Below are 18943 nucleotides of genomic sequence, written 5' to 3'. Positions count from 1 at the left end.
CGCCTGCACCTACTCTCCTTTTACTGCTTTAACTGTTTTTAACGCGGATTTTATATCATCATAAATAATATTTCCAACAACTACTGTATCAGCGTATTGTGCCATTTCCTTCGCTTGTTCAGCATTAGAAATACCGCCGCCATAATATAACTTCGCTTGTTTTAATTCTGCTTTTACATTTTTAACAAGTTCAACGTCTCCATACGTACCGCTATATTCTAAATAAAATATCGGTAAACGTAATAGCTTGTCTGCTAAACGCGCGTATGCAATTACATCATCTTCTGTTACATCACATTTCGCATCTGTAAGCTGAGCTACTTTCGCTTCCGGATTTAAAACACAATACCCTTCCATGAAAATTTCGTCCCAGTCCATAATATCCCCAAATTCTTTCAAAGCCTCATGATGAACACCTGTTACCCATTCTACCTTTCGGCTATTTAAAACGCTTGGGATATAATAAAAATCAAATCCTGGTGTAATTGCTTCCACATCAGAAACCTCTAACACACAAGGAACTGCATATCTACGAATGCTAACTAGCATGTGTAATACATTATCAATTGTAACTCCATCACTTCCGCCTACAATAACAGCATCTGTTCCAGACTCACAAATCATTTCTAAATGTTCGTCACTTAACTCCTTATTTGGATCAAGCTTAAATACATGTTTCCACCCGGAAATATCGTACATGAAAACACCCTTTCTTTTCTCTAGTTATATATATTTCTGTTCAAAATAACAGTTTATTTTCATCAGGATTTTTTTAACTTCATCTTAAATATTTGTTTAAAGCGGAGAATTAAGTTTGGAATTCCCTCTTCCATAGTTTTTCAAACGAGAGGATTTAACTTTGAATTTCCTTTTGTGCATTCTTTCATTATAACAAAAAAAGCTACTTACACACACGCACATTCCAACATCTTTTTCAACGTCAAATGTTGGATTACATATCCGAAAAATCACAAGGGATACTAATAAGAGAAATAGTATTATCTATTTCAACTTTCATAAAAAGGAGTGTTTTTCTAATGAAGCAAAACATCGGTACAATAAATGCCCTAATTCGAATTACGCTCGGACTTATCCTCTTCGGCTGTAGTAGCGCTAAACTTGTACGCAAGCCGTGGTGCACTTGGTCTAACGTCTTGCTATGGATTGGTGCAATGAAAATTGCAGAGGGAATTGTTCGTTTCTGCCCTGTTGTTGAAATGTGGAAATTCGGAAAATACATGAATATGGGGGCATTTAAAATGCCTAGCATGAATGTCGCTGAAAAGGGACATGCTAAAGAAGAAGTGAACCAAACTTCCAATCACGACAAGCCAAAGTCAAATGGAAGTTATGACACTTCTGACAAAGAGATTGAGTCAGCGATTGAAGATATAATCCTGGCAAAACCGCTTTGAATCATTTGTCACGATGCAAGATGCTCTCAAAGGGACTTAGCTGCTGCAGTGGGCGGTTAAGTCTTCTTTATTTTACCATAAAACAGAACGTACATTCTCGTTTCAAACCTCAAAATATACATAAGAGATACTTAATCATTAATTTCAGAAAATTAGGTGTAAAGCCCTTGCATAAAATGATATAAAAGTGATATCATTTATATATCAGGAGGCGATCATATGAAAGAAAAACAAGTTTTTTATGTAAATGGTTTTCTCGGTATTATCGGGATTTTAATTTTAGCCGCTATCGGTGTATTTTTCCTTGTACAAGAAATTTTCATAGGAGCGGCATTAACTATTATTTTAGCCGCAGTTCTTGCTACAGGTATTGGTATTGTTCAACCAAACCAAGCAAAAGTCATTACGTTTTTCGGTAATTATTTAGGAACAATTCGTCAAAACGGTTTATTTTTAACAATTCCATTCGCATTCCGTCAAACTGTATCGTTACGCGTTGAAAACTTTAATAGTAAGAAGTTAAAAGTCAACGATGTTGAGGGAAATCCAATTGAAATTGCAGCCGTTATCGTATATAAAGTTGTTGATTCTGCAAAAGCAATGTTCGGTGTTGAACATTACGATCGATTTGTAGAAATTCAAAGTGAAACAGCAATCCGCCACGTCGCAACAAAATATCCTTATGACAATTTCCAAGATGAAACTTGCATCACGTTACGCGGAAACACTGAAGAAATCTCTGAAGAATTAAAACGTGAGTTAGAAGCACGCCTTGAAATCGCTGGCGTAGAAGTATTAGAAACTCGTTTAACACATTTAGCTTACGCAACAGAAATTGCCCATGCAATGCTACAACGTCAACAAGCAAAAGCAGTATTAGCTGCTAGAAAAGAGATTGTTGAAGGTGCTGTGAAGATGGCGAAGGATTCAATCCATATGTTAGATGAGGAAGGCGTACTTGAATTAGATGACGAGCGTAAAGCAAATATGGTGAACAACTTATTAGTTGCCATCGTTTCAGATAAAGGTGCGCAACCAGTTATTAATACAGGAAGTCTATATTAAAAGGTTGTAAATCATTATGGCTAAAAAGAAAAGCTTTCCATTACGTATTGATCCTGAATTACACGCAGTCATCGAAAAATGGGCGAATGATGAGTTTCGTAGCGTCAATGCACACATCGAGTATTTACTTCGAGAAATGGCAAAGCAAAAAGGAAAATTGAAAAAAGATAAAGACGCATAAAAAATCCCGCTGAGAAATCAGCGGGATTTTTACATATTAGCTTCTCGTCATCTCATGCCCAATTGCACGATATCCTATATCACTTCGGTAAAATAGGCCATCACTCTCAATTTTACCGATTTCTTTATATACTTTGTCTTTCGCTTCTTGTAAACTATTCGCCTTGCAAGCAACAAATAGTACACGGCCACCATTTGTTACAAAGTCACCGTGCTTCATCGCTGTACCTGAATGGAAAACAATTACATCTTTCAGTGCATCTAATCCTTTAATAATGTCACCTTTTTTATATGCTTCCGGATATCCTTTCGAAGCAAGTACAACACCAATTACCGCTTCCTCTGACCACTGTAACGTTAATTCACTTTCATCTAATACAGCGTTACATACATCAACTAAATCATTTTCTAAGCGAGGTAATACTACTTCCGTTTCAGGATCACCAAAGCGTGCATTAAATTCAATTACCTTTGGGCCATCATTTGTTAAAATAAGTCCCGCATATAAAATCCCTGTAAACGATCGATTTTCTGCAATCATCGCTTTAGCAGTTGGATGTAATACTGTTTTTATCGCCTCTTGAACTGCTGATTCCGGAATTTGTGGTACTGGAGAATATGCACCCATTCCGCCTGTATTTGGACCTTTATCACCATCAAAAGCTCGTTTATGATCTTGCGCAATTACCATCGGATGCACAGTTGTTCCATTTACAAATGCCATTAATGAAAATTCTTGTCCATCTAAAAACTCTTCAATAACGACCTTCTTGCTCGCTTCGCCGAACTTCACATCTTGTAGCATTTCTTTCACAGCTTGTAATGCCTCTTCAAGCGTCATTGCTACCGTTACACCTTTACCAGCAGCTAGGCCGTCAGCTTTAATAACGATTGGCGCACCAACTTTTTGAATATACTGTACTGCTTCTTCATAGTCTGTAAAAGTTTCATATGCCGCAGTTGGAATATCATATTTTTTCATCAATTCTTTCGTAAAAGCCTTACTACCTTCAATAACAGCAGCCGCTTTATTTGGGCCAAACACACGAAGTCCCTCTTCTTTAAAGCGATCAACAATTCCATTCATAAGCGGAATTTCTGGTCCAACGAAAGTTAATTCAACCTTATTCTCTTTAGCAAATAAAACTAATGCGTCAAAATCATTTTCATCAATATCAACTGGTATTGCAACATCACGCATACCTTCATTACCCGGTGCTACATATACCTTTTCCACCTTTTCAGATTGCGCAAACTTCCAAGCTAAAGCATGCTCACGCCCACCGCGGCCAATTACTAAAACATTCATATTTCATCCCCCAATACTTAAATAAGTACAAACTAGAAGCTCTGCTCCTAGTTTGTTTTCATATCAATCAAAGTTTAAAAGGGCGGATCAAGAGAACCGAGCAAGTCGAGGCGCATTTGACAGGAGGACACGGAATGTAGCTTTCCTACATGAGTACCGCACTGGCAATGCAACGACGATATGCGACAGTTATCTTGACCGGACCTTTTAAACATCCATATCAATCAAAGTTTAAAAGAGAGGATCAAGAGAACCGAGCAAGTCGAGGCGCATTTGACAGGGGGACACGGAATGTAGCTTTCCTACATGAGTACCGCACTGGCAATGCAACGACGATATGCGACAGTTATCTTGACCGGACCTTTTAAACATCCTCTACTAGTGTTTGAAATGACGTACGCCAGTGAACACCATCGTAATCCCATACTTATCCGCCACTTTGATAGAATCTTCGTCACGGATTGATCCGCCTGGTTGAATGATTGCTGTAATCCCTGCTCTTGCTGCTTCTTCTACTGTATCTGGCATTGGGAAGAAAGCATCAGATGCAAGTGCGCTACCTTGTGCTTTTTCGCCAGCTTGTGTAATTGCGATTTTTGCAGAACCTACACGGTTCATCTGTCCCGCACCTACACCAACTGTCATATTATCATTCGCTAAAACAATTGCGTTTGATTTCACATGTTTTACAACTTTCCAAGCTAGTTTTAAATCCTTCCACTCTTGCTCTGATGGTTCACGTTTTGTCGGAATTGAAATTGTACTTTCATCTAATGATAACGTATCTTCCTCTTGAACGAGAAGACCACCTTGTACAGAAGTTAGTTTTTTGCTTGCACTTGTCGCTTTTTCAATATTTACAGTTAGTAGACGTAAGTTTTTCTTACTTTGCAATACTTCTAAAGCTTCTTTTGAGAAAGAAGGTGCAATAATGATTTCTAAGAAAATTTCGTGTAACTTTTCTGCTGTAGCTTTATCAATTTCACGATTTGCTGCAATAATTCCACCAAAGATTGATACTGGATCTGCTTCATAAGCGCGTGTGTATGCTTCATGAATATCAGTACCCACTCCAACACCACATGGATTCATATGTTTTACTGCTACTACTGCTGGCTCTGTAAATTCTTTTACAATACTAAGTGCTGCATCTGCATCGTTAATATTGTTGTAAGATAATTCTTTACCGTGTAATTGTTCTGCGTATGCAACAGAAGAAGTTACAGCGAATGGTGCTTTATAGAATGTTGCTTTTTGATGTGGATTTTCTCCATAGCGTAAATCTTGTTTTTTCTCAAATGTCACTGTTAATGTTTCTGGGCTTTCTTCACCCATTTGCTCTGTTAAGTAGTTAGAGATTAACGCATCATATGCCGCTGTATGACGGAATACTTTCGCTGCTAATTTACGTTTCGTTTCTTCTTTTACTTCACCGTTCTCTTTCAGTTCTGCTAATACAACATCGTAATCTACTGGATCTACAATTACCGATACAAATTTATGATTTTTCGCAGCAGAGCGAATCATTGTTGGACCACCGATATCAATATTTTCAATTGCATCAGCAAATGTTACATCAGGCTTAGCGATTGTTTCTTTGAATGGGTATAAGTTAACAACAACAAAATCAATTGGCTGCATACCTAACTCATTCATTTGCGCTACATGCGTTTCATTATCGCGAACTGCTAATAGACCACCATGAATGTTTGGATGTAATGTTTTTACGCGGCCATCCATAATTTCCGGGAACCCAGTTACTTCAGAAATACCAATTACTTGTAAGCCATTTTCTTCTAGTAATTTTTTCGTACCACCTGTTGAGATAACTTCGATCCCTTGTTCTAGTAAACCTTTAACAAATTCTACTACTCCTGTTTTATCTGAAACACTTACTAATGCACGCTTTTTCATTTATCCTTCACCCCTGGTTGTATGTTAGTTAACAGTTGGTTCTTTCACAGATTGAACAATTTGATTCACTGTATTTACGTATAATTTATGTTCAACTTGTTGAATTTTCTTTTGTAAGCTTTCCCTCGTATCCCCTTCAGAAACAACCACTGCTTCTTGCGCAATAATTGGCCCTGTATCCATACCTGCATCTACATAATGAATCGTTACTCCAGTTACTTTCACACCTGCTTCTAACGCTTGACCAACAGCATCTTTCCCTGGAAAACTCGGTAATAGCGATGGATGAATATTAATAATCCTCCCGCCGTAAGCTTCTAGTAGAGTCGGTCCAATTAAACGCATATATCCAGCTAAAATAACATAATCAATTTCATACTCTTCTAGCTTCTTTAATATTTCTTTTTCAAATGCTTCTTTTGACTCATATGCTTTCGCTGAAAAAGCGAAACATGGAATATGATGATAATGTGCCCGTCCAACAGCACGTGCTTCTGGTTTATCACATACTAATAAACTAATATCTGCGTCTAATCTATTTTCTTCCACCGCATTGATGAGAGATTGAAAGTTAGAGCCGCTTCCAGAAGCAAAAACTGCTAATCTACTCATAGTGCTGTGCCCCCATTGAAGGTAACGCCAGTCCCTTGTACAGTACGTCCAATAATACGAGCTGTTTCTCCTTGCTCTTCAAGAAGACGAACAATATCTTTTGCCTCTTCTTCCTTCACTGCTACTACCATACCAATACCCATGTTAAAAATATTGAACATTTCTTTCTCTTCTAGTTTTCCCACTTCTTGAAGTAAACTGAAGATCGGTTGAATTTTCCAAGATCCTAATTCAATTTCTGCACCGATTCCTTCTGGTAACATACGTGGAATATTTTCAATGAATCCGCCACCTGTAATATGCGCCATACCGTATACTTCATATTTCTTCAATAGTTCTAAAATAGGTTTGACATAAATTTTCGTTGGTTTTAATAATTCTTCACCAAGAGGTAGTTCTAAGCGTCCGTAAATGCGATCTAAAGATAGTTCTTCATCTTCTAGTAATACTTTTCGTACTAAAGAATAACCATTACTATGAATACCGCTAGATGCTAAGCCAATTAATACTTGACCAGCTTCAATTTTTTCACCTGTTACAATTTTCTTTTTATCAACAATTCCAACTGTAAAACCAGCTAAATCGTATTCTTCCGTAGAATACATTCCTGGCATTTCAGCTGTTTCTCCACCAATTAATGCACAACCAGCTTGGCGACAGCCCTCTGATATACCTTTGACGATGTTTTCAATTTTACTAGGTTCAGCTTTACCACAAGCAATATAATCAAGGAAGAAAAGCGGCTCTGCTCCTTGGACAACAATATCATTTACACACATTGCTACTGCATCAATACCTATTGTGTCATGTTTATCTGCCATAAAAGCGAGCATCAATTTCGTTCCCACGCCATCTGTTCCAGATACTAATACAGGTTCTTCTAATGCAAATTTTGATAGATCAAACATACCTCCAAAACCGCCTAGACCGCCTAGTACTTCTTTTCTCATTGTTGTTTGTACGTGTTTTTTCATGCGAGATACCGCTTCATATCCAGCTTCAATATCTACTCCTGCTTGCTTATATGCATTCGCCATCGTTATTTACACCTCGTCTTTTAATTTCTCCCTATCCAGGGCCGGCCGTTTTAAGAAAGAAGCTAGCTTCTACATCAAAAGAAGTAGAAGCTTTTTTCTTCTTATTTCATACTTTCTAAAAGCTCTTGCTCATAATCATAAAGAGCTGTTGGATAATCTCCATTGAAGTACGCCATACATAGACCGCCGTATTTCCCTTCATATGGACGTCCAATTGCATCTACTAATCCATCTTCACTTAAAAATGTTAAAGAATCTGCTCCAATGATTTGACGGATTTCTTCTATTGAATTATTTGCTGCGATTAATTCTTTTCTCGTTTGAATATCAATGCCATAGAAACATGGATACTTAAGAGGTGGTGAAGCAATTCTTACATGGACTTCTGTCGCTCCAGCCTCGCGAAGCATACGAACAATTCGTTTACTCGTCGTTCCTCTTACGATAGAATCGTCAATCATCACAACTCGTTTTCCTTCAACTACGCCTCTTACTGCTGAAAGCTTCATCTTAACCCCTTGCTCACGCAGTTCTTGAGAGGGTTGAATAAACGTACGTCCAACGTAACGATTTTTAATTAACCCTAACTCATATGGAATTCCTGTCGCCTCCGCATAACCAATTGCCGCTGAAATACTAGAGTCTGGTACACCAGTAACAACATCAGCTTCAATAGGAGCTTCTGCCGCCAAACGTTTTCCCATGTTTTTACGTGCTGCATGGACGTTAATACCTGCAATATTAGAATCCGGACGTGCAAAGTAAATGTACTCCATGCTACAAATTGCATGATCTACTTCATTTGTAAAACGATCTACATGAATTCCTTCATCATTGATGATGAGTAATTCACCTGGTTCTACATCACGAATGTATGTTGCACCTACTACATCGAAAGCACATGTTTCTGATGCTACAACGTAAGCATCTCCCATCTTTCCAATTGAAAGAGGACGGAATCCATTCGGGTCTAGCGCAACGATCATTTCATTTCCAGTTAGTAAAAGATATGCGAACGCACCTTTCACTTTATTTAGAGCCTCTTTTACACTTTCAATTAAAGAATCTTTCGTACTACGTTTAATGAGATGTAAAAGTACCTCTGTATCTGAACTTGTTTGGAAAATACTTCCCTCTGCCTCTAATTCACGACGAAGCATCTTTGCATTAATTAAATTTCCGTTATGAGCTAATGCCATACTATGATCAGAAAAACGGAATAATAATGGTTGAACGTTAGCAACTTCACTTCCGCCAGCTGTCGCATATCGTACATGTCCAATTGCTGATTTTCCGTTTAAGCCTTCTAGTTCACCTCTTGAAAATACTTCCGATATTAAACCTAACCCCTTGTGACCGACGATTTTCTCACCATTATTTACGACGATGCCTGCACCTTCTTGTCCACGGTGCTGTAAACTATGCAATCCGTAGTACGAAACTTGTGCTGCATTTTCATGCCCCCAAATTCCGAAAACGCCACATTCTTCATTTAACCCCTTTATTTCAGCAAGCATGGGATTGCCCCTTTCCAAGCCTTTCTCATTTCATCTACATTTGCTGTAAGTAATACTTCATTTTCTTCATTATGAATTGTTACTTCATTTGTATTTGTCACTTCTCCAACTTGAATTGCTTCTACCGCCGTCTCGAACGCTTCTTTATTTTCACGTTTTACAGTTATAACGAAGCGAGATTGTGATTCAGCAAATAATGCCGCTGTTGCTTCTCCGTCTAATTTCACAGTAGCACCTAAACCTTTTGCACCAATTGCACTTTCAGTAATTGCAACTGCTAAACCACCTTCTGCAACATCATGAGCAGATTGAACAAGGCCAGCTTGAATTGCTTCTAATACTTGTTTTTGGCGCTTTAATTCTACATCTAGATCGATGCTTGGTGATTGACCGAAAATTTTGCCGTGAATCATTTTCTGTAATTCACTTCCACCAAACTCAGCTTTCGTCTCTCCAATTACATAAACTAAATCGCCAGCTTGCTTGAACTCTTGTGTTGTTACATGTTTTAAATCGTGTACAAGCCCAACCATCCCAACTGTCGGTGTTGGATATACAGCTTCACCACTACGTTCGTTATACATTGATACGTTTCCGCCGATAACTGGCGTTTGTAATGTACGACAAGCTTCACTCATACCATCTACTGATTTCTCAATTTGCCAGAAGATTTCTGGTTTTTCTGGATTACCGAAGTTTAAGCAATCTGTAATTGCAAGTGGCTCTCCCCCAGAACATACGATATTACGTGCTGCCTCTGCTACTGCAATTTTACCGCCCACTTCTGGATCTAAATAAATGTAGCGAGAGTTACAATCTGTCGTCATTGCTAATCCTTTTTCTGTACCGCGTACACGTACAACTGCTGCATCTGAACCTGGTGTAACAACTGTGCTTGTGCGAACTTGATAATCATATTGATTATAAACCCACTCTTTACTTGCAATCGTCGGTTGTTGTAATAGAGCGAATAACGTTTCTTTATAATTTTCTACTTTTGGTGTTTCCATTTTCATTGCCTGGAATTCAGCAAAGTATGCTGCTTCTTTTGATGGCTTATGATAAATTGGTGCTTCTTCTGCAAGAGCATCTGCTGGAACTTCAGCTACCTTTTCACCTTTATGGAATAAGCGAAGCATTTTGTCTTCCGTTACTTTCCCCATCGTAACGGCTGCAAGACCATACTTCTCAAATAAATCTACTATTTCTTGCTCTCTACCCTTTTTCACAACGATTAGCATACGTTCTTGTGATTCAGATAGCATCATTTCATATGGTGTCATTCCTGTTTCACGCTGTGGTACATCATCTAAGTACATTTCAATACCCATACCTGCTTTACTTGCCATTTCTGCAGAAGATGATGTTAAACCAGCTGCACCCATATCTTGAATTCCAACAAGTGCATCCGACTGAATAAGTTCTAAGCAAGCTTCAATAAGAAGTTTCTCCATAAATGGATCTCCTACTTGAACTGCTGGACGCTTCGCTTCTGAGCTTTCAGATAACTCTTCAGATGCGAATGTTGCACCGTGAATACCGTCACGACCAGTTGATGCCCCTACGTACATTACTGTATTTCCAGCACCGTGCGCTTGCCCCTTTTTAATATCTTCATGATTAATTAAGCCTACGCACATTGCATTTACAAGTGGATTTCCTTCATAACATGGATCAAACTGTACTTCGCCACCAACAGTCGGAATGCCGATACAGTTACCGTATCCTGCAATCCCTGCCACTACTTCTTCGAATAAATATTTCACACGTGGTGACTGTAATTCACCGAAGCGAAGTGAGTTTAATAGAGCTACCGGGCGTGCTCCCATAGAGAATACGTCACGGATAATACCACCAACGCCTGTTGCTGCTCCTTGATATGGTTCAATAGCAGAAGGATGGTTATGACTTTCCATTTTAAATACAACCGCTTGATTATCACCGATATCTACAATTCCAGCACCTTCCCCAGGTCCTTGCAGAACGCGCTCACCTGTTGTTGGGAATTTTCGAAGTACTGGTTTTGAATTTTTATAACTGCAATGTTCAGACCACATAACAGAGAATAATCCTGTTTCTGTATAATTTGGCAGACGGCCTAAAATCTTTTCAACCATGGCAAACTCTTCGTCTGTTAGCCCCATTTCCGCATATATGCGCTCTTCTTTAATTTGTGTTGGATTTGGTTCAAGCATTAACGACATATGTTTCCCTCCACTGTTTTAAGATAGATTGAAAGACTTTTAACCCTTCAGCACCGCCAAGTAATTCATCTACAGCACGCTCTGGGTGTGGCATCATACCAAGTACATTTCCTTTTTCATTTACAATACCAGCAATATCTGAAACGCTTCCATTCGGATTTTCTACGTAACGGAATGCGATTTGATTATTCTCTTCTAATTGTTTAAGAGTCTCTTCATCACAATAGTAATTCCCCTCACCATGCGCGATTGGAATATTGATTACTTCATCTTTTTCATATTGTGATGTAAACATCGTTTCATTATTTTCAACACGCAGCTGAACTGTTCGGCACATAAATTTTAAGTTTTCGTTTCTCATTAACGCTCCTGGTAGTAATCCTGATTCAACAAGAATCTGGAATCCATTACATACACCTAAAATCGGCTTTCCTTGCTCAGCAGCTTTTTGCACTGCTTTCATTGCGTTAGCAAAGCGAGAAATAGCACCACAACGTAAATAGTCACCGTAAGAGAATCCACCAGGTAGTAAAATTGCATCATATTCATCTAAATTCTCTCTATCGTGCCAAACGTAATCTACTTCTTCACCAAGCTCATCTTTAATTGCATGGAACATATCGACATCACAGTTCGAACCTGGGAATACTATGACTGCAAATTTCACTGTGCGACAACCTCCTCAACTTCATAACGGAAGTCTTCCATTACAACGTTTGTTAATAGTTTTTCACACATTTCTTTTACCTTTGTGTCAAGGTCAGATACTGATTTATCAATTGTTAATTCCATATATTTTCCGATTCGAACGTCTTGTACTTCTGTGAACGAAAGACTATGAAGTGCCCCTTTTACTGCTGTTCCTTGTGGATCTAATACGCTTTCTCTTAACGTTACATATACCTTAACTTTATACATGTGAAATTCCCCCTAAACGTTTTAAAATCTCTTCATAAGCTTCTGTTAAATTTCCAAGGTCACGACGGAATACGTCTTTATCAAATTTTTCATTGCTCGTTTCATCCCATAAACGGCAAGTATCTGGTGAAATTTCATCTGCTAAAATGATTTCTCCTTCATCTGTTACACCAAACTCTAATTTGAAATCTACTAGTCTTACACGACAGCTTGCGAAATGATCAATCAACACTTGATTGATTTGTAGAGCCATATCTCGTAATACGCTTACTTGCTCTGGTGATGCAACGTTTAATACACGAATATGATCTTCCGTTACAAGCGGATCTCCTAAATCATCATCTTTGAAGTAAAATTCTACGATTGGTTCTGCAAGTACAGTTCCCTCTTCCATTCCTAATCGTTTTGAAAGACTTCCTGCAATTACATTTCTTGTGACAACTTCTAGAGGAATAATACTCACTTTTTTAACAAGTTGCTCTGTTTCAGATAACTTCTCTACAAAATGTGTTTTTATTCCTACTTCTTGTAACTTTCTGAACAATAAAGTTGTAATCTCATTGTTCAAACGACCTTTTCCTGTAATCGTCTCTTTTTTCTCCCCATTGAAAGCAGTCGCACTATCTTTGTACTCTACCCAAACCATATCTGCTGATTCTGTACGATAAATTCTTTTTGCCTTACCTTCATACAGCAATTCTAGCTTTTGCATTTCGCAAGCCCCCTGTAGTTTGAAAAATGTGAATAATGTTTTTATAAAGAATGGCACAGAATGACTCTATTCTGTGCCATATGAAATTTTACGCTTCGTTTAACCCAAGGCGTTCAAAGATTGTATCAACGTGTTGCATATGATGCTCATAGTTGAAGCATTCATTAATTTCTTCTTGTGATAACTTGCTCGTAATACGCTCATCAGCTTCTACAAGCTCTTTAAATTGTACTTGTGTCTCCCAAGCTTCCATCGCTTTAGGCTGTACGATATCATAAGCTTCTTCACGTACCATACCCTTGTCGATTAATGTAAGCATTACACGCTGAGAATAAATTAAGCCGTATGTTCTTGTCATATTGCGTTTCATATTCTCTGGGTATACAGTTAAGTTTTTAACGATATTACCAAAGCGATTTAGCATGTAATTTAATGCGATTGTAGCATCTGGTAAAATTACGCGTTCTGCCGAAGAGTGAGAAATATCACGCTCATGCCATAATGGAACATTCTCATACGCTGTCATCATATAACCGCGGATAACACGAGCTAAACCAGTCATATTTTCTGATCCGATTGGATTACGTTTATGTGGCATTGCAGAAGAACCTTTTTGGCCTTTTGCAAAAGCCTCTTCAACTTCACGTGTTTCACTCTTTTGTAAACCACGAATCTCAACTGCCATCTTTTCAATAGATGTTGCGATTAGTGCAAGTGTTGACATGTAATGAGCATGGCGATCACGTTGCAATGTTTGTGTTGAAATTGGTGCTGCTTCTAATCCTAAGTTTTCACAAACATACTTTTCTACGAATGGATCGATATTTGCGTATGTACCAACCGCACCAGATAATTTACCAACGCGAACTGTATCAGCAGCTTGTTTGAAACGCTCTACGTTACGTTTCATTTCTTCATACCAAAGACCAAGTTTTAAACCAAATGTTGTTGGTTCTGCATGAACACCGTGTGTTCTTCCCATCATGATCGTGTATTTATGCTCTTTCGCTTTGTTAGCTAAAATGCTTACAAAGTTTTCTAAGTCTTTTAATATGATTTCATTCGCTTGTTTTAAGATGTAAGATAACGCTGTATCTACTACGTCTGTAGATGTTAAACCGTAATGAACCCATTTACGTTCCTCACCTAATGTTGGTGTTTCGGATACAGCACGAGTGAATGCAACTACATCATGACGTGTCTCTTTTTCAATTTCATAAATACGATCAATATCAAATGATGCATGCTCACGAATTTTTTTAACATCTTCTTTTGGAATATCGCCAAGCTCAGCCCATGCTTCACAAGCTAAAATCTCAACTTCTAACCACGCTTTAAATTTGTTCTCTTCCGTCCAAATTGCACCCATTTCTGGGCGTGTATAACGACTAATCATCTTTTTCCCTCCAACAGTTGTTCTTGATGGTCCCAAATATGCAAACTCTTCGCTTTTTCTAGAGCGACTTCAATATTATCATTTAAAATATTAACATGCCCCATTTTTCGCTGCGCTTTTGCTTCTTCTTTTCCATACAAGTGTAAATAGCACCCGGTTAATCTATTCACTTGTCTTAGGACCCCTTCTATATGTTCGCCTAAAATGTTTACCATGACAACTGGTTTTAACAAATTTGTTTCTCCAAGAGGTAAATTACAGATTGCTCGAATATGTTGACCGAATTGACTCGTTTCACATGCATCCTGTGTATAGTGTCCTGAATTGTGAGGTCTTGGTGCTAATTCATTAATATAAATCTCACCATCAGCTGTAGCAAACATCTCTACCGCTAGTGTTCCCACAAGTTCTAGTTCATCCGCGAGCACTTTTGCATAAGCAATTGCTTTTTGAGAAAGTTTTTCTGTAATGCGAGCTGGAACGATAGATTCATGCAAAATGTTATTTACATGAATATTTTCCGCTACCGGAAATACTTTCGTTTCACCACTTACACTACGAATCACAATAACTGATACTTCTTTTTCAAAAGGCACCCATTTCTCTAAAATACACTCTGCTGCATTCGCAAGCTCTCGCGCTTTATCAACGTCAGCCTCACTTCTTAAAACAACTTGACCTTTCCCATCATATCCGCCTGTCGTCGTTTTCAAGACGGAAGGATATGATAACTCAGTAATTGCTTCAGTAAGCTGATCTTGATTTTGAACTAATCTATACGTTGCTACTGGTAGCCCAGCTTTCTCAATCGCATTCTTTTCTGTAAAACGATTTTGTGTTTTACTTAACAACTGACTGCCTTGCGGTAAGTAAGCATGTTTTTCAAGCCATTGTAAACATCTATAATCAATATTCTCAAATTCATATGTGACAACATCACTAATCTCCGCTAAATGCTGAATTGCTTTTAAATCGTCATATGGTGCAACAATTTCAATATCAGCAACTTGTGCACATGGTGAATTTTTTGTAGGATCTAAAACAGCAATTTTATATCCCATCTCCTTAGCTGCCAATGCCATCATTCTTCCTAGCTGGCCGCCTCCAATAATGCCGATTGTTTTTCCAGGTAAAATGATTCTCGTCATACTAGCTCACTACCTTCGCGCACATCTTTTTCAATCGCTTCTCTTCTCAATTCTAATGCATCATGTATATCATCATGGAATGATCCAAGTATTTGTGCAGCAAGTAAACCAGCATTTGTTGAACCAGCCTTACCAATTGCAACAGTTGCAACTGGAACCCCTCCTGGCATTTGGACGATGGATAATAATGAATCTAAGCCGTTTAACGCTTTTGATTGAACTGGAACTCCAATTACAGGAAGATTCGTTTTCGCTGCAACCATTCCTGGTAAATGCGCTGCGCCACCAGCTCCAGCAATAATAACTTTCAACCCACGTTCACGAGCCGTCTCTGCATATTCAAACATATAATCCGGAGTCCGATGAGCAGATACAACTTTTTTCTCATACGGTATATTTAATTCATCTAAAATGTCACAAGCATATTTCATTGTTTCCCAGTCTGACGTGCTTCCCATTATGACTCCAACTAGTGATTTCATATTAGAATCCCCCCGATTCAAATAAAAAAAGCCTGAAATAGAACAGTTTCTCTTTTACTATGAGAGAAAGCGCTCTACTCAGGCATACGTATCCCTTGTGAATAGAAAAATACCGAGTGACTTTCCCTCATAGTCTAACGAATAACGGTCGTTAGGTAGAGACTTGCAGGCCATATCCCCGCGATTATATGAGGTCTTATATATTATTCTTTCTATGGCTATATTAACAATATTTCATAAACAATGTCAACAAATAATCGAATGTTTTTTTATTACTCATCAATAACGTTCGTGTTTTAGTTATATTCAAAAGAATAATTGTAACTATATGCAAGAAGGATAAGAAATTAGAATATATATTTCTAGAGATCTATTGTACACATAACGGTTTGTATACTTATTTCGTATGCTTTAATATAAAGCATATCGTTTATATTCATTTTATTTATAAGGAAGACAATAATGATTGAATACTTATTTATATCATCCCACTTTTTAAAATATATACTTGTGGTAGAAATAACGTTTCCTATCATAGAGATTATTTTAGGAACACTCGGAAAACCTAGAAAATAAAAAATCATTGCTAGTACTTTAAATAGCCTCATTTTCATTCTTTAAGATTACTAAATTTATGAATTTTAACAGGTGATACATAAAAATAAACACAAAAAAACCTAAGTCGAATCGACTTAGGTTTTTGCTTGGCGACGTCCTACTCTCACAGGGACAAGGTCCCAACTACCATCGGCGCTAGAGAGCTTAACTTCCGTGTTCGGTATGGGAACGGGTGTGACCTCTCTGCCATCATCACCAAACTATGAAGGCATATTCCTTCAAAACTAGATAACATTGCTACATATTATATGGTTAAGTCCTCGATCTATTAGTATTCGTCAGCTCCACATGTCACCATGCTTCCACCTCGAACCTATCAACCTGATCATCTTTCAGGGATCTTACTAGCTTACGCTATGGGAAATCTCATCTTGAGGGGGGCTTCATGCTTAGATGCTTTCAGCACTTATCCCTTCCGCACATAGCTACCCAGCTATGCCCTTGGCAGAACAACTGGTACACCAGCGGTGCGTCCATCCCGGTCCTCTCGTACTAAGGACAGCTCCTCTCAAATTTCCTACGCCCACGACGGATAGGGACCGAACTGTCTCACGACGTTCTGAACCCAGCTCGCGTACCGCTTTAATGGGCGAACAGCCCAACCCTTGGGACCGACTACAGCCCCAGGATGCGATGAGCCGACATCGAGGTGCCAAACCTCCCCGTCGATGTGGACTCTTGGGGGAGATAAGCCTGTTATCCCCGGGGTAGCTTTTATCCGTTGAGCGATGGCCCTTCCATGCGGAACCACCGGATCACTAAGCCCGACTTTCGTCCCTGCTCGACTTGTAGGTCTCGCAGTCAAGCTCCCTTATGCCTTTGCACTCTACGAATGATTTCCAACCATTCTGAGGGAACCTTTGGGCGCCTCCGTTACACTTTAGGAGGCGACCGCCCCAGTCAAACTGCCCACCTGACACTGTCTCCCGGGTCGATAAGACCCGTAGGTTAGAATTTCAATACAGTCAGGGCGGTATCCCACCAGCGCCTCCACCGAAGCTAGCGCTCCGGTTTCAATGGCTCCCGCCTATCCTGTACAAACTGTACCAAAATTCAATATCAGGCTACAGTAAAGCTCCACGGGGTCTTTCCGTCCTGTCGCGGGTAACCTGCATCTTCACAGGTACTATAATTTCACCGAGTCTCTGGTTGAGACAGTGCCCAAATCGTTACACCTTTCGTGCGGGTCGGAACTTACCCGACAAGGAATTTCGCTACCTTAGGACCGTTATAGTTACGGCCGCCGTTTACTGGGGCTTCAGTTCAGAGCTTCGCTTACGCTAACCCCTCTCCTTAACCTTCCAGCACCGGGCAGGTGTCAGCCCCTATACTTCGCCTTACGGCTTCGCAGAGACCTGTGTTTTTGCTAAACAGTCGCTTGGGCCTATTCACTGCGGCTTTCCGTTAAGAAAGCACCCCTTCTCCCGAAGTTACGGGGTCATTTTGCCGAGTTCCTTAACCAGAGTTCTCTCGCACACCTTAGGATTCTCTCCTCGCCTACCTGTGTCGGTTTGCGGTACAGGCACCTTTTATCTCGCTAGAAGCTTTTCTTGGCAGCGGGGAATCAAAGACTTCGCTCCATAAGGAGCTTCCCCATCACAGCTCAGCCTTCACGATAAGCGGATTTGCCTACTTATCAGCCTAACTGCTTGGACGTGCACAACCAATCGCACGCTTCTTCTATCCTTCTGCGTCCCTCCATTGCTCAAACGATAAAGAGGTGGTACAGGAATATCAACCTGTTGTCCATCGCCTACGCCTGTCGGCCTCGGCTTAGGTCCTGACTAACCCTGAGCGGACGAGCCTTCCTCAGGAAACCTTAGGCATTCGGTGGACGGGATTCTCACCCGTCTTTCGCTACTCATACCGGCATTCTCACTTCTAAGCGCTCCACCAGTCCTTCCGGTCTGACTTCACTGCACTTAGAACGCTCCCCTACCACTGATACCATTGGTATCAATTCGCAGCTTCGGTGGTGTATTTAGCCCCGGTACATTTTCGGCGCAGAGTCACTCGACTAGTGAGCTATTACGCACTCTTTAAATGGTGGCTGCTTCTAAGCCAACATCCTAGTTGTCTAAGCAACTCCACATCCTTTTCCACTTAATACACACTTTGGGACCTTAGCTGGCGATCTGGGCTGTTTCCCTCTTGACTACGGATCTTATCACTCGCAGTCTGACTCCTAAGGATAAGTCATTGGCATTCGGAGTTTGACTGAATTCGGTAATCCGATGAGGACCCCTAGTTCAATCAGTGCTCTACCTCCAAGACTCTTACACTTAAGGCTAGCCCTAAAGCTATTTCGGGGAGAACCAGCTATCTCCAGGTTCGATTGGAATTTCTCCGCTACCCACACCTCATCCCCGCACTTTTCAACGTGCGTGGGTTCGGGCCTCCATTCAGTGTTACCTGA

16 protein-coding genes, 2 rRNA genes and 1 riboswitch (1 of these 19 only partly in view) are annotated in these 18943 nt (G+C 39.6%); of the genes, 3 read left to right on the top strand and 15 right to left on the bottom strand.

All coding sequences use genetic code 11. From position 1 onward, the window contains the following. Positions 1-9: 9 nt before the first annotated feature. The gene (pcrB, locus tag QCI41_RS19690) at positions 10-699 is read right to left on the bottom strand and encodes a heptaprenylglyceryl phosphate synthase (protein ID WP_000272092.1); all 690 of its coding nucleotides are present in this window, start codon (positions 697-699) and stop codon (positions 10-12) included. 338 nt (positions 700-1037) lie between these two features. Here pcrB and QCI41_RS19685 point away from each other — a divergent pair, with 338 nt between their 5' ends. The 3 genes from QCI41_RS19685 (at position 1038) to QCI41_RS19675 (ending at position 2661) form a co-directional block, all read left to right on the top strand. Continuing rightward, positions 1038-1415: a YgaP family membrane protein gene (locus tag QCI41_RS19685; protein WP_000812334.1), complete on the top strand. Its 378-nt coding sequence runs from the start codon at positions 1038-1040 to the stop codon at positions 1413-1415. 219 nt (positions 1416-1634) lie between these two features. Continuing rightward, positions 1635-2480 (top strand): SPFH domain-containing protein, encoded by an 846-nt coding sequence (locus tag QCI41_RS19680; protein ID WP_000660687.1) that lies wholly within the window; start codon positions 1635-1637, stop codon positions 2478-2480. Between the two features lie 16 nt (positions 2481-2496). Then, a complete protein-coding gene (locus QCI41_RS19675) occupies positions 2497-2661 on the top strand; it encodes a type II toxin-antitoxin system antitoxin (protein ID WP_001085171.1) in 165 nt (54 codons plus the stop codon). Between the two features lie 36 nt (positions 2662-2697). Here QCI41_RS19675 and purD read toward each other — a convergent pair whose 3' ends face one another. The 14 genes from purD to QCI41_RS19605 form a co-directional block, all read right to left on the bottom strand. Continuing rightward, positions 2698-3969: a phosphoribosylamine--glycine ligase gene (gene purD, locus QCI41_RS19670; protein ID WP_088092960.1), complete on the bottom strand. Its 1272-nt coding sequence runs from the start codon at positions 3967-3969 to the stop codon at positions 2698-2700. A 378-nt stretch (positions 3970-4347) separates the two neighbouring features. After that, complete coding sequence (purH, locus tag QCI41_RS19665; protein WP_000745430.1) at positions 4348-5883, bottom strand: bifunctional phosphoribosylaminoimidazolecarboxamide formyltransferase/IMP cyclohydrolase; 1536 nt, start codon at positions 5881-5883, stop codon at positions 4348-4350. A 24-nt stretch (positions 5884-5907) separates the two neighbouring features. Then, positions 5908-6495 carry a phosphoribosylglycinamide formyltransferase gene (gene purN, locus QCI41_RS19660; RefSeq protein WP_000088568.1) on the bottom strand — a complete coding sequence of 196 codons (588 nt, stop codon included), beginning with the start codon at positions 6493-6495 and terminating at the stop codon, positions 5908-5910. Then, the gene (gene purM / locus QCI41_RS19655; RefSeq protein WP_353836885.1) at positions 6492-7532 is read right to left on the bottom strand and encodes a phosphoribosylformylglycinamidine cyclo-ligase; all 1041 of its coding nucleotides are present in this window, start codon (positions 7530-7532) and stop codon (positions 6492-6494) included. The genes purN and purM overlap by 4 nt, the downstream gene beginning before the upstream one ends. Positions 7533-7633: 101 nt before the next feature. Next, complete coding sequence (gene purF, locus QCI41_RS19650) at positions 7634-9049, bottom strand: amidophosphoribosyltransferase (RefSeq protein ID WP_000879030.1); 1416 nt, start codon at positions 9047-9049, stop codon at positions 7634-7636. Then, on the bottom strand, positions 9034-11253 hold the full coding sequence (gene purL, locus QCI41_RS19645) for a phosphoribosylformylglycinamidine synthase II (RefSeq protein ID WP_353836886.1): 2220 nt from the start codon (positions 11251-11253) through the stop codon (positions 9034-9036). Before purL ends, purF begins: the two co-directional genes overlap by 16 nt. Beyond that, a complete protein-coding gene (purQ, locus tag QCI41_RS19640) occupies positions 11237-11920 on the bottom strand; it encodes a phosphoribosylformylglycinamidine synthase subunit PurQ (RefSeq protein ID WP_000666772.1) in 684 nt (227 codons plus the stop codon). Before purQ ends, purL begins: the two co-directional genes overlap by 17 nt. Then, the gene (gene purS / locus QCI41_RS19635) at positions 11917-12171 is read right to left on the bottom strand and encodes a phosphoribosylformylglycinamidine synthase subunit PurS (RefSeq protein ID WP_144504622.1); all 255 of its coding nucleotides are present in this window, start codon (positions 12169-12171) and stop codon (positions 11917-11919) included. The genes purQ and purS overlap by 4 nt, the downstream gene beginning before the upstream one ends. Beyond that, complete coding sequence (gene purC, locus QCI41_RS19630) at positions 12164-12883, bottom strand: phosphoribosylaminoimidazolesuccinocarboxamide synthase (protein WP_001170543.1); 720 nt, start codon at positions 12881-12883, stop codon at positions 12164-12166. The genes purS and purC overlap by 8 nt, the downstream gene beginning before the upstream one ends. Before the next feature lie 88 nt (positions 12884-12971). Continuing rightward, the gene (gene purB / locus QCI41_RS19625; RefSeq protein WP_000625686.1) at positions 12972-14279 is read right to left on the bottom strand and encodes an adenylosuccinate lyase; all 1308 of its coding nucleotides are present in this window, start codon (positions 14277-14279) and stop codon (positions 12972-12974) included. After that, complete coding sequence (gene purK, locus QCI41_RS19620) at positions 14276-15427, bottom strand: 5-(carboxyamino)imidazole ribonucleotide synthase (protein WP_000196789.1); 1152 nt, start codon at positions 15425-15427, stop codon at positions 14276-14278. Before purK ends, purB begins: the two co-directional genes overlap by 4 nt. Then, entirely contained in the window at positions 15424-15909 is a 486-nt protein-coding gene (gene purE / locus QCI41_RS19615) for a 5-(carboxyamino)imidazole ribonucleotide mutase (protein WP_000839367.1), read from the bottom strand. Before purE ends, purK begins: the two co-directional genes overlap by 4 nt. 110 nt (positions 15910-16019) lie before the next feature. Continuing rightward, a riboswitch (purine riboswitch) is annotated at positions 16020-16121 on the bottom strand. Between the two features lie 490 nt (positions 16122-16611). Then, a 5S ribosomal RNA gene (gene rrf, locus QCI41_RS19610) occupies positions 16612-16727 on the bottom strand. Positions 16728-16775: 48 nt separating this feature from the next. Continuing rightward, positions 16776-18943, bottom strand: a 23S ribosomal RNA gene (locus QCI41_RS19605); it runs 754 nt beyond the window's last position.

This window comes from Bacillus cereus group sp. MG4, from assembly GCF_040460055.1.
GTDB classification, from domain to species: Bacteria; Bacillota; Bacilli; order Bacillales; family Bacillaceae_G; genus Bacillus_A; species Bacillus_A wiedmannii.
Note: the sequence above shows the minus strand (reverse complement) of the source record. Positions and strands in the feature narration are given on the sequence as shown.

Coding starts and splice junctions, on each gene's coding strand:
- purH (WP_000745430.1), bottom strand. CDS start 5,883: ATGAAAAAGCGTGCATTAGTAAGTGTTTCAGATAAAACAGGAGTAGTA.
- QCI41_RS19680 (WP_000660687.1), top strand. CDS start 1,635: ATGAAAGAAAAACAAGTTTTTTATGTAAATGGTTTTCTCGGTATTATC.
- QCI41_RS19675 (WP_001085171.1), top strand. CDS start 2,497: ATGGCTAAAAAGAAAAGCTTTCCATTACGTATTGATCCTGAATTACAC.
- purB (WP_000625686.1), bottom strand. CDS start 14,279: ATGATTAGTCGTTATACACGCCCAGAAATGGGTGCAATTTGGACGGAA.
- pcrB (WP_000272092.1), bottom strand. CDS start 699: ATGTACGATATTTCCGGGTGGAAACATGTATTTAAGCTTGATCCAAAT.
- purS (WP_144504622.1), bottom strand. CDS start 12,171: ATGTATAAAGTTAAGGTATATGTAACGTTAAGAGAAAGCGTATTAGAT.
- purD (WP_088092960.1), bottom strand. CDS start 3,969: ATGAATGTTTTAGTAATTGGCCGCGGTGGGCGTGAGCATGCTTTAGCT.
- purE (WP_000839367.1), bottom strand. CDS start 15,909: ATGAAATCACTAGTTGGAGTCATAATGGGAAGCACGTCAGACTGGGAA.
- purN (WP_000088568.1), bottom strand. CDS start 6,495: ATGAGTAGATTAGCAGTTTTTGCTTCTGGAAGCGGCTCTAACTTTCAA.
- QCI41_RS19685 (WP_000812334.1), top strand. CDS start 1,038: ATGAAGCAAAACATCGGTACAATAAATGCCCTAATTCGAATTACGCTC.
- purK (WP_000196789.1), bottom strand. CDS start 15,427: ATGACGAGAATCATTTTACCTGGAAAAACAATCGGCATTATTGGAGGC.
- purF (WP_000879030.1), bottom strand. CDS start 9,049: ATGCTTGCTGAAATAAAGGGGTTAAATGAAGAATGTGGCGTTTTCGGA.
- purL (WP_353836886.1), bottom strand. CDS start 11,253: ATGTCGTTAATGCTTGAACCAAATCCAACACAAATTAAAGAAGAGCGC.
- purM (WP_353836885.1), bottom strand. CDS start 7,532: ATGGCGAATGCATATAAGCAAGCAGGAGTAGATATTGAAGCTGGATAT.
- purC (WP_001170543.1), bottom strand. CDS start 12,883: ATGCAAAAGCTAGAATTGCTGTATGAAGGTAAGGCAAAAAGAATTTAT.